This is a genomic window from Fibrobacter sp. UBA2449, assembly GCF_002342555.1.
GTDB lineage: Bacteria > Fibrobacterota > Fibrobacteria > Fibrobacterales > Fibrobacteraceae > Fibrobacter.
This window is the reverse complement of sequence record NZ_DDQF01000005.1, coordinates 266,951-281,713: the sequence shown is the minus strand read 5'-3', so window position 1 is coordinate 281,713 and position 14,763 is coordinate 266,951. Positions and strand designations below refer to the sequence as shown.

Sequence of the window (14,763 nt, the reverse complement as noted above, 5' to 3'; positions counted from 1 at the left end):
AATTTTTGATGAAGGGATATTTTGAAGGAGTTCCTGTAAGTGCTTTTTTGTTAAATTGCGGGTATGGCTTTTGTTCATCTCCAAGTACATTCCGAGTTCTCGATTTTACAGTCGTCCGCCCGCTTAGATGATATTTTTGCTGCCGCAGCGGCCGATAACGCTCCGGCTGTCGCGTTGACGGATCATGGCGCGATGTTTGGTATCCTGGAATTCCAGGAACGCGGGAAGGCCCTGAACAAGAAGCGCAAGGAAAAGGGGCTCCCGCCCATCAAGACGGTGCTGGGGTGCCATGTCTATGTCGATTCTCCCGGTTCGACGCAGAAGGATACGACCACTTACGAACGCCTGACGCTCCTGGTGGAGAACAAGGAAGGCTATTACAATCTGCTTCGTATCGTCAGTTTCCGTTATGAGGAATCAGACCGTTGGGCGGAGATTCCGTCCGTCCCCTTGAGTGTTGTCGCCGAACACAAGGCGGGCCTCATAGCTATTGCTGGAGACTACTTTAGCCGTTATGGACAGAACGTTGCGGCGGCCCGCGAAACTCCTGCTCGCGACTTCATGTTCGAACTCGACAAGATTTTTGATCGAGACCACCTCTACCTTTCGGTTTGCAACAACGGAATCGAACTGCAGGGGCGCGTGAACGATTTCAACGTGCGGCTGGCCGAGGAACTTGGCCGCGGAATCGTTGCCGTGGGCGATGTCCATTACATCAAGCAGCAGGATGCTCAGGCGCACAAGGCGCTCCGCTGTATCGCCCTGACCGAAAAGCTCAAGACGTTTGAAGACAAGCGCTTTCCGAGCGACAAGTTCTATTTCCGCACCGAAGCCGAGATGCGCGAACTCTTCGGCCATATTCCAGGAGCCATCGAGAATACGGTTTCCATTGCGGAACGCTGCAATTTCGAGGTGGTGACGGGTATCGGCGACGACTTTTGGCCCCGATTCGAAATTCCGAAGGAATTCCTGGCCTCGGAAGAATACCAGGAAATCAAGGCCATCATGAAGGCCGAATACGATGCGGAATACCCCACCTTCTACGAAAAGCAGCTCAAAAAGTATTGCGAGAAAAACGAGAAGGATGCGGAAAGCCTCACCGACGAGGACCGGGCCGCCATCGCGAAGGCTACGGCCAAGGATTGCAAGCCGGGCTCCGATTCCGACATCTACATCATCCACCTCTGCAACGAGCGCCTCAAGTGGCGTTTCCCCGATGAGGATTTCAAGTTCCCGACGCACGAGACCGAAGTGGGCCAGCGCATGTACAAGGAACTGAACTGTATCCGCAACATGAACGTTGCGGGTTACCTGCTCATCGTGTGGGACTTTATCAACTGGTCGCGCGAACACGGAATTCCTGTGGGACCGGGGCGTGGATCTGCGGCGGGTTCGCTCGTCACCTACATCATCGGCATTACCGATATCGACCCGCTCAAGTTCGGCCTCCTTTTCGAGAGATTCCTGAACCCCGAACGCGTGTCCATGCCCGATATCGATACGGACATTGCTGACCGTGACCGTGGACGCGTCATCGATTATGTGACGCGCAAGTACGGTGCCGACTGTGTGGGCCAGATTATTACCTACGGCATGCTCAAGTCCAAGCAGGTCATCAAGGATGTGGCGCGAGTCCTGGATATCCATTATACGGAAGCCGACCAGATTATCGCCTGTTTCCCGCAGCGCGTGCTCAACTTTAGCCTCAACGATGCCTGGACGGGCCTCGACAAGAAAGGGAACCCGGTTGCTCCGGACTATAGCCCGGAACCGCTTCGGGCGTTGGTCGAGGGCAATTCGCGCTACCAGGAACTCTGGAGTATCGCGCTCCGACTTGAGGATTTGCCGCGCCAGACGGGCGTACATGCATGCGGCGTGGTGATTACGCCGACCCCCATTTACAACCTTGCCCCGCTTTACCGGGCGGCCCCCGCCGATACCCCGGTGGTGATGTACGACAAGCATTATTCCGAGACGATTGGCCTCTTGAAGATGGACTTCCTCGGCCTGATTAACTTGTCCATCATCCAGGATGCGGTGAACATGATCAAGAAGAATCGTGGCATCGACCTGGACATGGGGCATATCCCTCTCGATGACAAGAAGACGTTCGACCTTTTGGGCAAGGGCATGACGACCACGGTGTTCCAGTTCGAATCTCCGGGTATGCAGAAGTATTTGCGCGAACTGAAGCCGAACCGTATTGGCGACCTTATCGCTATGAACGCGCTTTACCGTCCGGGCCCGATTGACCAGATTCCGCACTTCATTGCGCGCAAGCTGGGCAACGAAGAGATTGACTGCTACCATCCGGACTTGAACCCCATCCTTTCGGAAACCTACGGCGTTATCGTCTATCAGGAACAGGTGATGCAGCTTGCTCAGGTGCTGGGCGGCTACACGCTGGGCGGCGCTGACAACATCCGCCGTATCATGGCGAAGAAGATGCCCGAAAAGATGGAAAAGCTCCAGCCGGAGTTCTTCCAGAAGTGTATCGACAAGGGCTACGACAAGGCTCTGATTCAGAAGGTGTGGGATGCCGTGCTCCCGTTCTGCGGATATGCGTTCAACAAGAGCCATGCGGCCGCCTATGCGTACGTGGCTTATCAGACTGCGTATCTCAAGGCGAACTATGGCCCTGAATACATGGCCGCTTCCATGACATCCAAGATGGGCAAGACGGAAGACATCGTCACCATCATCCAGGAATGTAAGCGCATCGGTGTGCCGGTGCTTTCCCCGAATATCAACGTCTCTCTCGGCGTGTTCTCGGCCGACAAGGATGGCAATATTCTCTATGGTCTGGGCGGAATCCGGAACGTGGGTATCGCCGTTGTCGAGGATGTGGTGGCCGAACGCGAGAAACACGGCCCTTACAAGGATATTTTTGATTTTTGCAAGCGCGTGGCCGAATATCAGGGCAGCTTCAAGGAGAAACATCCTCCGCTGAGTAAGAAGGTCCTAGAATGCCTCATTATGGCGGGCGCTCTCGATTGCCTTCCGGGAAATCGCGCGGTGCTCATGGCGACAGTGGACCGCGCTATCGAGGTGGCTGCTAAATACCAGCAGGACAAGTCCGTGGGGCAGATGTCCCTGTTTGATTTGGGCGGGGCAGGCGCATCCATGGCGAATACGGCCGAGGTTCTGGAAGATGCCGAGCCGTGGGGCGATATGGAAATGCTCAACAAGGAACGCGAGGTGCTGGGCCTGTTCCTTTCGGGGCATCCGCTCAACGAGTTCCGTCCTGAACTTCAGGGATTTACGACATCTTCGCTTGCGTATGACGAACTGAAACGCAAGGTGGGGAGTACGGTTATCGTGGGTGGCGTAGTCACCTCGATGAAGTCTATCGACACAAAACGTGGCGGTGCCATCGGTATCGGCGTTATCCGTGACTTCCACAGCGAAGTCGAGCTGTTCTTCAAGAAAGACGACTGGGAACGTTTCCGCGACAAGATTTCTGGGGATGACCGTATTCTGGTCAAGGGTTTGCTGGAATACAAGCGGGATAAGGAACGCAAGTTGACAGAGGAACTCCAGATTGCGGTGGAGGAAGTCTTCCAGTTGGACTATGTCCGCGGACGCATGGTCAAGTATGTTCATGTGAGCCTGGATTCCTTGATGCTGACTGAGGAATTCCTTCAAAAACTGGAAGAAGGCATGCAGCGCTTTGAACCGTTCGAAGAAAATGGCGGCAGCGAGCTTGTGTTCCATGTCGAAACCGAAACGCTCAATGAACATGTGATTGTTCTGCGAAAGAAGCGCGTTGAATACACGCAGGAACTGATGAACTGGCTCGTTCACGACATGGGAGTGCTCAAGTTCTGGGTATCTCCTAAATCTAGACGTTGATGGAGAACACCCATGGCCTACGTCCTTTTTTGCGCGGGCGAAGATTCGGGCGATTCGCTTGGAGCTCCGTTAGTTCGTGAGACGGTGAAATTAGGCTTTCGCGTGGTGGGTGCGGGGGGAGTGCGCATGCAATCGGCAGGGCTTGAACCGATTGTGGAGTATGAGCTGCTCCCGGTTTCTGGATTTGGCGATGTGATCCCGCACCTTGTGCGTTTGCGTCGCATGCGCGATCGCCTTGCAGAAGCCCTTTTGGACAAGGATTGCATTGCTCTTGTCGCTATCGACTATCCTGGATTCAATATGGAATTGAACCGGGTGGCGCAGCGATGCGGGAAGCCGGTTCTCTATGTGGCACCGCCCCAGGTGTGGGCTTGGAAACGGTCCAGGGCGAAAAAACTGCGCCATGCGAAACTTGCGGTACTCTTTGATTTTGAACGCGACTTTTACGCGCAGCAGGGTTGCCGTGCCGAAATCCTTGAATTCCCGTTCACGGGAAGGATTTCGGCAGAGCGCAACGGCGCTCTCTTGCTGCTGCCGGGCAGCCGCAAACGGCAGGCGCAGCGCAACATGCCGCTGTTTGTTGCATCGGCGTCGCTTTGGCTCCTGAAGCATCCGCATCGAAATGCGGTTGTACTTGCGTCGCGGCCTTCGCTGGCAAAGGCATTCGAAAGCATGCTTCTACGATATGCCCCGGGCGATGTCAAGGATCGGATTTCTGTGGCGGTGGCGCCGTCATCGGCCGATGAACGTGGAACTTTCTTTGCGCGTTTCTCCCTTGCTTTGACTGCCCCGGGGACGGGGTCCCTCGAAATCGCGCTTTCGGGAACGCCGGAGGTTGTATGCGACGTCCTGGATTCGCTGACATACTTTGTCGGGAAGCATTTCGTGAAGACGGATCTTTTTGCCTTGCCGAACATTTTGTCCGGTGGCATGCAGGTCCCGGAACTTTATTTCGACAGCCGAAACGAGAACCGTTCGGCTTCGGCACAGGCTGTGGCAAATGCTCTGGAATCGTGCGCTCGGCAAGATGCGCGGGCGCTTGCGTGCAGGCTTCGGGAACGGCTCTCGAAAGGGCTCTCCCCCGAAAAACTAATGTCTGAATTTCTTGGCGAGCTCCTCTAGCGTAATGCGCATGAGGGTCGGCGCTCCGTAAGGGGACTTGAGGGGATTTTCCGTAATCATCAGCTGCCCCATCAGTGCTGCCATTTCTTCGGGCTTGAGCTTGTCGCCTGCCTGATAGGCGTTGGTGCGGGCCCAGGCCTTGGCTATCGAATCCTGAATCTTGAGCGGGTCGCCCTTGTCGCCTTCGTCTATGCAGCTTTCGAAAAACTGGTGGACCGCCTTGACCGCTCTCGAAAGCGGAAGCCCGCTCGGGATGGCGCGGATCTGGTAGGTGTCGCCTCCGAAATGCTCCACGTAGAATCCGAGCTTCCGGAGTTGGTCGTTTACGGAAGGGAGAATCTGTTTCTCGATTTTGGAAAGTTCGATGAGTTCGGGGAACAGGAGTTCCTGGCTGTCGAGCGAACTGCCGTTTTGCAGGGTTTCGAGCGCCTGCTCGTAAAGGATTCTTGTGTGGGCGGCGTGTTGGTCGATAATCAAAAGGCCGTCGCTATCTTCGCCTGCGATGTAGGTGTCCGCAATCTGGAAAAGCGTCGGCGGATTCCATGCTGCAGGCTCCGGTTCCGGAGGCGGGACGTTCCCGGCGCTGGGCTCAAGCGAAATGATTTTCCCTGCTTCGGGCTGAGAAAACAGGTCCTGCACGTCGTCGCGCGTATTGTAGGATTTTGCCTTCTTTCTTTCGTTCAGGCTTGCGCTAAAGGCCGGAATCTGGTATTGCGAATGTGTCGCTTTTTGGGGGACGCTGTCCGTCGGACTGCCAGCCGCGGTTGTGGACAAAGTTTGTTCGCTTTTGGCATCACTCTTGAATTCTTCGCTCAGGTCGATGAACGGGGAATTGGCTTCCAAATCTTTTTGGAACGTGTCGCGAATGGCGTGGCTTACGACGAGGAAGACGATGTTCTGGTTCGCAAATCGGACTTCGCGCTTGGCGGGATGCACGTTCACGTCAAAATCCGTATCGGGCATGTCGAGGAAGAGGACGGAAACGGGCTTGACCTGCGCTCCGTAGGGCTCGTAGGCCTGCGAGACCGCCTTCGCAATCATCTTGCTTTCGATAGGCCGGTTGCGCAGGAATAGGAACTGGTGGTGGCGTTTGCCGTTCGTTTCGGTCGTTGGGGAAATGTACCCCGTTACGTGGACTCCCGCTTCGGTATAGTCGACGGGCAAGAGCTTCTTTGCGATTCCCGAACCTATGGCTTCGGCAAGGCGGCTGCGCAGTTCGCCGGGAACCCCGATGAACACGGACTTGTCCCCGACCTTGTAGTCAAATCGAATTTCGGGGTGCGCGATGGCCGCTTTCAGCACGACGTCGAGAATCTTGGTGCACTCCGAGGTCTCGCTTCCGAGGAAGGTCCTGCGGACGGGAGTGTTGAAAAACAGGTCCTCGATGAGGAATGTCGTCCCGTGGCTCGAGGCGTAATCCTCCTCGCCTTCGACGTTTCCGCCCTTGATGATGAGCCTTCCGCCCTCGCCGCTGTCGGTGCTGGTGGAAATGGTCATTTTAGAAATGGCGGCGATGGACGCCACTGCCTCTCCACGGAATCCGTTCGTATGGAGGTGGAACAGGTCGTCAGCCTTGTTCAGCTTGGAAGTCGTGTGCCTCAGGTAGCATAGCCGGAGGTCTTCTCGGTCCATTCCCTTTCCATTGTCCGAAACGAGGATTTTCTTTTTTCCGCCTTGCTCGATTTGTACCTGTATACGGGTAGCGCCAGCGTCAATGGAGTTCTCCATGAGCTCTTTTACAGCCGAAGCCGGGCGTTCTATTACCTCGCCTGCCGCAATCTTGTTGATGATTTCATCCGGCAAAAGGTGTATTTTAGCGGATTTCATGAGCCAAATATAACCAAATCGGCTTGCAAAAGTCTATTTTTTTGTAAATTGTAGTCGAAATCTTTAATTGGAAGATTTCTATCCAAAACGGAGGATAACCTTGATCTCGAATTTCTTTGTTCAACTGGCGCACTTTGAGCTGTTGATATCGTATCCGGTGAAAGATATCTTGACCCTGCTCCGTCGCGATTCTCGTTTCGACACGAAGCTCGTGAACGACCTCTTCTTTGAGGGTGCCTACATGGACGAGAGTTCTTACCGGTTTATCTTGGATAACCTGGTGTCCTGGCTCTATGACCGTGGCGAAAATCCGGATGATTTCGTGGAAAGGATTGTAAAACGTTGCGCCGACTTTGAAGCGGTTCCCGCACGTGGAGTGTTGCGTTCTTACCTGCCCTTCATTTCCCAGTTCTACCAGACCAAGGATGTTCGAGCCCTTTGCCTCGAGATTATTCCCAAGCGTTATCCGTTCCTGACGCATTTCTCGGTGCTGTCCGACAAAGTCGAAAGTGGCATGCGCAACATGCACATCTCCTTCCGCTTTGAGACTCCGGGCGCCCTGGTTTCTAACCCCATTCGCTGGATTCTTGGAATGTTCCGCGTGGGCCCGCTTCTGCTTAACACGCCCGCGTACGAGCAGATGGATATCATTGCGACCCAGACCTCCTTTATTGAAGCTCTCGAAAATCGTGTTCCGGCAGAAATGCGCGATGGAAACGTCTTTGTCGGAGACCGCCTGGTGGGACGGACCGCTACCTTCGGTGATTGCCTTGATGAACTCGGCTTCGAATGGGAAAACAAGCCTGAACGCGAGGTCGGCTGCGTCCTTGCGCTGGAAGATGTCCGCGATGCGAAGACGAATACGCTCCTGCTCCGCAAGGGCTGCTACTATGGCACTCCGAGCAACATCCTGGATGTCCGGTTCAAGGCGAATGTCATTACGCAGGAACCGTTCCTCAAGCTGATGAGTTCCGTGGTCAAGCAGGAATTCGCGGCCTGGCAGCCGATTCAGAAGGCGCAGGAACAGCTTCTCGGCGCCATGAGCGATTCCGTTGAAGTCATCTACTACAAGAGCGACGATTCCATCTCGGTAAACAACAAGCACCTGATGCGCAACGTTCCCGCCCGCATCCTGCGCAACCTCCTGCGCGAATATATGGCGACAGGCCGCGAGGAATACGAGAACCGTGAATTCAAGCGCGACCCGTCCATTTGCATGGACCCCCTGCGTCCGAACTTCGAAAGCCGGTTGAACCGCGTCATTGCGCATATCAACGGCACGGCCGAGAAGGATGGGGCGCCTGGCGAAGGTGTCAAGAAGTTCTTCGAGATCGAACGCCATCGTCGCGGTGGCTTCCGCTTTGTGCCGAAGTGCAAGATCATTTTCCGCGAGGAATAAAGCCCCTCGCGCTGGATTTTGTCGCGGAAAAAACGTGATGAAGGAATGCTAAAAAAATAAGCATTTTGGAAGAACGCGCATAAAGAAAATTTGATAAATTTGGATTCGTTGAGATTGGTTGAAGGGTAAATCCTCACAAGACGTTATCATTGCTCCCCTCCTGATAAGTTAAAGGTTCCGGATACCGCTCAATATTTTCTCCTTCTTAGGAAAGTGCCCCTCACGGGGCGCTTTCTTTTTTTTTTTCATGCACGCCGAAGGTGTGCACGAGCGCCTAATTGCAAATGCAGTTAGGTGCGTGTCGGGAGGGGCTTAGGGAGGGGCCGTCGTGCGAACCCCTTCCTAGTCTCATAAAAAAGCCCGCTTGCGCGGGCTCTTAAAAGGTTTGTAATCGTCGGTTACTTGTTGATTGCGGCGAGGAACGCATCCTTCTTTTCTTGCAGGAATTCCTTGCTGTTGTACTTGCGGATGCGGCGGAGTGCCTGGTCGCGCAACTGGCGGACGCGTTCATGGGAGATGTTCATGGATTCGCCCACTTCACGAAGCGTCTGCGGAGCTTCCTGGTTGATGCCGAAGATGCCGGTAATGACCTTCGCTTCGCGTTCGGGGAGCTGCTCCATCAAGTCGCGTGCGAGCGCCTCGACGCTCTGGATTTCGGAATCCGCTTCCGGGTTCGATGCTCCGGTATCGGGCAGAACTTCGGCGTACGTCGCCTTGGAGTCGGCCTTCAGCGGGCTATCGAAGGAAACGCCGCGCTGGCCGATTTGGATGAGTTCGCGAATTTCTTCGTTAATCTCTTTACCGCGGGACTGCTCGTGCAAAGCCTTGCGCACGCGGAGGTGCTGGTTTGCCGGCAGGCGGATGAGGTTTCCCTGCTCGTTGATGGCGCGGGTAATGTAAGCCTTGATCCACCACACGCCGTAACTGATGAACTTGAGGCCGCGGGTGTGTTCGAACGATTCGATGGCGCGCACGAGGCCCATGGCGCCTTCGCTCACCAGGTCCGGGAGCGGGATGGGGCAGCCACGGTACTGGATAGCGACCTTCAGCACGAAACGCATGTTCGCGGAAATCAGTTTCTTGCGGGCAATCTTGTCACCTTCTTTAGCTTTCTGGAAAAGGATCTGCTCCTCGTCGCGGGAGAGGGGGGCAGTTCTTCTGATGTCTTCAAGGTAACGTTTGAGGGTAGTATCGGTAGAGTCTATATGCATTTTCTTTCCTTGCCCTTTAAATATCGCTTTTTTTATTAGCAAGTTGCGTGCCAAAAGTGTAAAATTTTGGTCCAAGTCCGCTTTTTGCCTGAAAAGGCGAGTGTTTCTCCTAAAATGTTGAATTATTTGTCATTAAATTTAACAAATGTCATGATTTTTGTAAAATTATGTTTCGAAAAGTGACCGTGAAAGCTCCGCCTGGGCTTTGCTTGGCCGTTGCGGGGTCGTTTCCCTGTTTCTTTTTTCGTATATTTTGCGCGTTATGTCAATTAGAGAACCCGATCAATCTGTATGGAACCGTTTTTGGCAGCGCAAGAACGACATGAACAAGGTGTACCCTTCGTCTCCGTCTGTGCTGCATGCTATAAAGAAGAATTTTAAACTCGAAGGTCTCAAGGTGCTCGAGGTGGGCGCGGGCACTGGCCGCGACAGCGCGGAGCTTGCTCGGTTGGGCGCCGACGTGTATGTTCTTGACTTTGCAGAAAACAGTTTGAAGATTGTTGACGCGCTCCGTGCTAAGGAAAACCTTTACGACAACTTGAAGCTCGTACGCGGCGATGCGTTCAAGGCTCCGTTCCCGGACAACACGTTTGACCTGGTGTTTCATCAGGGACTGGCCGAACACTTCAAGGATTCGCTCCCGCTCATCCGGGAAAATTACCGCATCCTTAAGCATGGCGGCTGTTGCCTTTGCGATGTGCCGCAGACGGTCCACCCCTATACGGTTATCAAGCATATCCTGATTGCGATGGACAAGTGGTTCGCCGGGTGGGAAAAGCAGTTCACCATGCCGCAGCTGAAGAAACTCATGAAGGATGCCGGGTTCAAGTGCGAGTACGCCTACGGCGACTGGATGCGCCCGAACCTCTTTTACCGCATGCTGCGCGAACTCGGGTTCAAGTTCGGAATCGAGCTTCCGAAGTATCCGCTGAACGGTACGGCCTACCAGAAGGCGAAGGATGCCTTGCTCGATGCGCTTGTCTCCGTGCCGGTAATGCACTACACGCAGCTTTCCATCGGGGTGATTGGCCGCAAACCCTAAGATCCCATGGCTCTCAATCCCAAAATAAAATCGGCGCTGGTCTTTGCGCTCAAGCTCGTGGTGACGCTTGTTCCCGCATACTTTGTCTATAGGAACATCGTGAGTTCCCCGGACTGGGACATCGGCGACCTGTACAGGCTGTTTTCGAGGGAAAGCTTGCTCCCGTTCGTGCTTGCGCTTGTCTGCCTTGCCGCTTCGAACTTTACGGCCTGCCTCCAGTGGAAGCTGCTCCTGGAACGGCAGGGGGTGCACTTGGGCTATGGGCATCTGCTTAAGCTTTATTACGTGGGCCTCTTCTTCAACAACTTCATGCCCGGCAACGTGGGCGGCGACGTGAAGAAGGTCTACGATATCCGTATGCAGGGTGGGCAGGATAGCGTGGGGGCCGGGTTCACCGCGACGGTTTTCGACCGCCTCTTTGGCCTCTTCTTTGTTACTTTGTTTGCCCTTGCGATGGGTGCGCTGTTCTTTGTCCATGACGAGGCTCAGCGGGCGTTCATCTGGCCGTCGATCTGGATATTCCTTGGCTTCTGCGCCATGTTCGCCTGCCTTTGCAGTCGCCGTCTCGGGCGGCTCTTGACGCGGGTTATCTCGAAGTTCCTGCCGCAGAGGTTCGGGGATAGGCTTGTCCACATGTTCGAACGCTTCCAGCATTTCCGTTCGGTCAAGCTGTGGTGGCAGATTTCGTTCTTGTCGCTTGTGACGCAGTCGTTGCGCATCTTCGTCCACTTCTACTGCGGCCTGGCCGTAGGGGTGGCACTTTCGATTTCGTGGTATTTCTACTACATCCCGCTGGTCGCCATCGTGAGTGCGCTCCCGATATCCATCGGCGGATTCGGGCCTCGTGAACTCCTGGCGCAGTCGCTGTTTGCTCGTGCCGGCGTGGCGAGTCTCGAATCGGTAGTGATCCAGCTGCTTGCGTATTTCGTGAGCCTGCTCTTGAGTTTGTTTGGGGCGTTCGTGTTCCTCTTGGGAAGAGGGGCGGACGCTCAAGGCCGTCAGGGATAGCCGTCCCTGCTTTTGTAGATAGCGCGGAAGCCGAGGGGGCGTCCGCTTTCCAGAGGTTACTATGGATGCCGAGGGCATCTTGCAAGGTCTCAATTCCGACCAGCGTGCGGCGGTTTTGCATGACCATGAGTCGGGCGCGCAACTCTTGATTTTGGCGGGAGCGGGTTCGGGAAAAACATCCGTGCTGACGAAGCGAATCCAGTACCGGATTGCGTCGGGCGTAAAGCCTGAAAATATCCTTGCGTTGACTTTTACGGCGAAGGCCGCTGCCGAGATGCGCGAACGTGTGCAGAAGCTGTTTCCGGATGCGGCGGTACGGCTCTGCACTTTCCATTCGCTTGCGCTGTTCATGCTGCGCCAGAAAATCGGTGGACGCATGGCCTACGAGCGTGTGGGGATGCGGGAGGCTCCCGTGCCGCAGGATGGTTCCGGGCGCGAATTCATGGATATGGCGGCCCGCCTGGGAATCAAGTCGGGAAGTCTCGAACGCGAAAGGCTCTTTGACGATAGCCTCCCGGTTTCGCTGAAGCGCAAGCTTTCGAAACTCCGGGAACCGGTGCTTGAGTCGGGCCGTGTGGTGTTCGAAGACCTGATTTACCTTGCCATTCAACTTCTGGAAGGCGATGCGGAAGCGCGGTCGCATTTCCAGTCGATGTGGACGGAAATTCTTGTGGATGAATACCAGGATATCTGCCCGTCGCAGTACCGGATGGTCAAGGCGCTTCTCGGCGACAGGAAAAGTTTGTTCGTAGTGGGCGACGACGACCAGGCGATATACGGATTCCGCGGGGCCGATATCGGGAACATCAACCGTTTTTGCGACGACTTCAAGGAGAGCACGTTGATTCGCCTGGAATGGAATTACCGTTCGACTTCGAACATATTGCACTTGGCGAATCGCATTTTCGAAAACAAGCCGCTGCGCTTGCGGAAGGTGCTGCGTGCGGGAAACTCGAACGGTTCTGGCGGCAATCCGATTTTCAAGGAGAACCGCGAACCGGAAGTTTGGACAAGCGGAAACCCGGTGGAGGAAATGTGCAGGATCGTCTGCAAGATAAAGGAACTTCGCGAGGCCTATGACCTTTCGTGGAAAAATTTTGCGATTCTTGTGCGTTACAACCGGCAGCGGCTCTATTACGAGGAGGCCCTGCGTGACGAAAGGCTCCCGGTTGCGGGCGACGAACTCGGGGAGGGCTTGGCGGTCGAGGACGGCATCCATGTAGAAACGGTTCATGCTTCCAAGGGGTTGCAGTATGCTGTCGTTTTTTATGCGGGACTGGGCGAGGGACTCACGCCGGGAACCTGCGAAGGCGACCGTGCGGAACGAAAACGGCAACTTGATGAGGAACGGCGGCTTTACTATGTGGGAGTTACCCGAGCCGAGGCTTGCCTATTTTTATTATATTGTAAACGGCGTTTCTGGAAGGGGCGGCTTCGGAAATTTAAGAAGTCGCGGTTCTTGCCTCGGACGCCCGGTTTTTCGCAAGGTTGTCTCATGCCTCTTATCTTGTTCAAAATAAAAGTGGTCTTGTTTGTGCTTGCCTACATGTTCCTGCACATGCTGGTCTTGCCTTTTATTATCCTCTTCCGGCATCGCAGCGTGAACCTTTGGGTCGACAAGAAAATCCAGGCCTTCGCGCGATTCTGCATGAAGGTCCTGAAAATCGACCTCGATGTCGAAAACCAGGCGATTCTTTCGAAGGTCGACTGGACGCGCCCCGTGTTCGTGATGGGAAACCACAATTCGTATGCGGACATCCCGATTATTTTCCTTGCCATCGAACGCACTATCGGCTTTATCGCGAAGGCGGAACTCCGCTTTATTCCCTTCCTCGGGTTCTGGATGCACCGGATCGGTTGCGTGCTCATCAACCGCGAAAAGGGTGGCGGCGCGGCCCTGATTCGAGAAGCGATGGCGAAGGGGAAGGCCCCGAGGCTGTTTATTTTCCCGGAAGGGACGCGTGGCAAGGACGAGAACATGGTGCCGTTCAAGAGCGGCGGGTTCCGGTTGGCCATCGAGACCGAAGCGACGATTCTCCCCATCTATATCAAGGGTTCCGGTTTTGCCTGGGAACACCGCAAGAGCTCCGCACGTTGCAAGGTGACGGCGACGGTTCTTGAACCCCTGGACGTGAAGGCGCTTGCTGCCGAGAAGGGGACGCTTGACCCGCGCAAGGACGTGATGCACGTTGTCCGTGAACGGATGGAGGCCGCCGTATGATAGGCGTCTTCGATTCCGGCTTTGGCGGCCTATCCATATTGAAGGATTTGAGACGGGTCCTGCCGGAATACGATTTTGTCTATCTGGGCGACAACGCGCGTGCACCTTATGGCTCGCGCACTTTCGAAACGATTTTCCGCTATACGCTCCAGGCGGTCCGCGAACTCTTTAGCCGCGGTTGCCCCCTCGTGATTCTTGCGTGCAATACGGCATCGGCGAAGGCGCTCCGGAGCATACAGCAGGATATCCTCCCGTATGAGTTTCCTGACAGGCGCGTGCTTGGAATTGTCCGGCCGACTGCAGAGGAAATCGGGAAGTTCAGCCGAGGAGGACATATCGGCGTGCTTGGAACTGCGGGGACCGTCTCGTCCGGAAGCTACCTTATCGAAATCGGGCATTTTTTCCCGGAATTGAAGGTGACTCAGCATGCCTGCCCCATGTGGGTCCCGATTGTGGAAAACGGCGAGCGCGGGACGGAGGGGGCTAGGTTCTTCGTGAAGAAGGATGTGGATGCGCTTATGGCATCCGACCCGCAAATCGATGCAGTCCTGTTGGCGTGTACGCATTACCCGCTTCTGGAATCCGAAATTCGGGCCGCACTGCCACCGCAGGTCCGGCTCGTTTTCCAGGGGGATATTGTTGCCGCCAAGACAATCGACTACCTCAAACGGCATCCGGAGATGGATGCCCGCCTCTCGAAGGGCGGAAAGACGGCCTATTTGACCTCAGATACTGCCGAATTTTTTGAAAAAGGGGCGTTTTTGTTCGGAATTGAGGGAATTTCGGCTGAATCGGTGGCCTTGTAGTCTATAAAAATGTAGATTGCGGATGTAACTGACGAACCTGTTTAGGTCCGCTTGTGTTTTTTTTATCATAGGTGAGTTGAAAATATGCCGAAGACACAAATAAATCTCGAAGGTTGGCAGGATTACCGTGGTAACGCCGCCGGTAGCCTGCTTTACGTGGAAACTAGCCATCAGTCCGAAATGCCGGTTCGTGACCAGCTGAACGAAAATGAAAAGGGCTTCCTCTACGAGCCCAACTACGAGACCAGTACCTACGGCCTGATGAGCTGCTACAA

Annotated in this window: 9 protein-coding genes and 1 pseudogene; 8 read left to right on the top strand and 2 right to left on the bottom strand. The window is 54.8% G+C overall.

All coding sequences use genetic code 11. The features are described 5' to 3' along the window. Window positions 1–63: 63 nt before the first annotated feature. Both dnaE and B4B27_RS02770 read left to right on the top strand, forming a co-directional pair. On the top strand, window positions 64–3,852 hold the full coding sequence (gene dnaE, locus B4B27_RS02775) for a DNA polymerase III subunit alpha (protein ID WP_290723428.1): 3,789 nt from the start codon (window positions 64–66) through the stop codon (window positions 3,850–3,852). Between the two features lie 12 nt (window positions 3,853–3,864). Beyond that, entirely contained in the window at window positions 3,865–4,974 is a 1,110-nt protein-coding gene (locus tag B4B27_RS02770; RefSeq protein ID WP_290723425.1) for a lipid-A-disaccharide synthase, read from the top strand. On the opposite strand, the gene mutL is transcribed toward B4B27_RS02770, so the two are convergent. Then, window positions 4,942–6,801, bottom strand: a complete 1,860-nt coding sequence (gene mutL, locus B4B27_RS02765) for a DNA mismatch repair endonuclease MutL (RefSeq protein WP_290723423.1) — start codon at window positions 6,799–6,801, stop codon at window positions 4,942–4,944. The two genes, B4B27_RS02770 and mutL, sit on opposite strands and share 33 nt — an antisense overlap. A gap of 157 nt (window positions 6,802–6,958) precedes the next feature. On the opposite strand from mutL, the gene B4B27_RS02760 reads away from it, so the two are divergent. Beyond that, complete coding sequence (locus tag B4B27_RS02760; RefSeq protein WP_290723421.1) at window positions 6,959–8,200, top strand: hypothetical protein; 1,242 nt, start codon at window positions 6,959–6,961, stop codon at window positions 8,198–8,200. A 398-nt stretch (window positions 8,201–8,598) separates the two neighbouring features. Here B4B27_RS02760 and B4B27_RS02755 read toward each other — a convergent pair whose 3' ends face one another. Next, on the bottom strand, window positions 8,599–9,411 hold the full coding sequence (locus tag B4B27_RS02755) for a sigma-70 family RNA polymerase sigma factor (protein WP_173365306.1): 813 nt from the start codon (window positions 9,409–9,411) through the stop codon (window positions 8,599–8,601). Between the two features lie 262 nt (window positions 9,412–9,673). Between B4B27_RS02755 and B4B27_RS02750 the strand changes: the two genes are divergently transcribed. The 5 genes and pseudogenes from B4B27_RS02750 to B4B27_RS02730 form a co-directional block, all read left to right on the top strand. Beyond that, window positions 9,674–10,453 (top strand): class I SAM-dependent methyltransferase, encoded by a 780-nt coding sequence (locus B4B27_RS02750; protein WP_173365307.1) that lies wholly within the window; start codon window positions 9,674–9,676, stop codon window positions 10,451–10,453. Window positions 10,454–10,459: 6 nt separating this feature from the next. Beyond that, the gene (locus B4B27_RS02745) at window positions 10,460–11,461 is read left to right on the top strand and encodes a lysylphosphatidylglycerol synthase transmembrane domain-containing protein (RefSeq protein ID WP_173382276.1); all 1,002 of its coding nucleotides are present in this window, start codon (window positions 10,460–10,462) and stop codon (window positions 11,459–11,461) included. Between the two features lie 61 nt (window positions 11,462–11,522). Further along, a complete protein-coding gene (locus B4B27_RS02740) occupies window positions 11,523–13,682 on the top strand; it encodes a UvrD-helicase domain-containing protein (protein WP_290723417.1) in 2,160 nt (719 codons plus the stop codon). Continuing rightward, the gene (gene murI, locus B4B27_RS02735; protein WP_290723415.1) at window positions 13,679–14,488 is read left to right on the top strand and encodes a glutamate racemase; all 810 of its coding nucleotides are present in this window, start codon (window positions 13,679–13,681) and stop codon (window positions 14,486–14,488) included. Before B4B27_RS02740 ends, murI begins: the two co-directional genes overlap by 4 nt. Before the next feature lie 84 nt (window positions 14,489–14,572). Further along, a pseudogene (locus tag B4B27_RS02730) lies at window positions 14,573–14,763 on the top strand (hypothetical protein); the annotation flags it as partial.

Coding starts and splice junctions, on each gene's coding strand:
- mutL (WP_290723423.1), bottom strand. CDS start 6,801: ATGAAATCCGCTAAAATACACCTTTTGCCGGATGAAATCATCAACAAG.
- dnaE (WP_290723428.1), top strand. CDS start 64: ATGGCTTTTGTTCATCTCCAAGTACATTCCGAGTTCTCGATTTTACAG.
- B4B27_RS02745 (WP_173382276.1), top strand. CDS start 10,460: ATGGCTCTCAATCCCAAAATAAAATCGGCGCTGGTCTTTGCGCTCAAG.
- B4B27_RS02750 (WP_173365307.1), top strand. CDS start 9,674: ATGTCAATTAGAGAACCCGATCAATCTGTATGGAACCGTTTTTGGCAG.
- B4B27_RS02755 (WP_173365306.1), bottom strand. CDS start 9,411: ATGCATATAGACTCTACCGATACTACCCTCAAACGTTACCTTGAAGAC.
- B4B27_RS02770 (WP_290723425.1), top strand. CDS start 3,865: ATGGCCTACGTCCTTTTTTGCGCGGGCGAAGATTCGGGCGATTCGCTT.
- murI (WP_290723415.1), top strand. CDS start 13,679: ATGATAGGCGTCTTCGATTCCGGCTTTGGCGGCCTATCCATATTGAAG.
- B4B27_RS02740 (WP_290723417.1), top strand. CDS start 11,523: ATGGATGCCGAGGGCATCTTGCAAGGTCTCAATTCCGACCAGCGTGCG.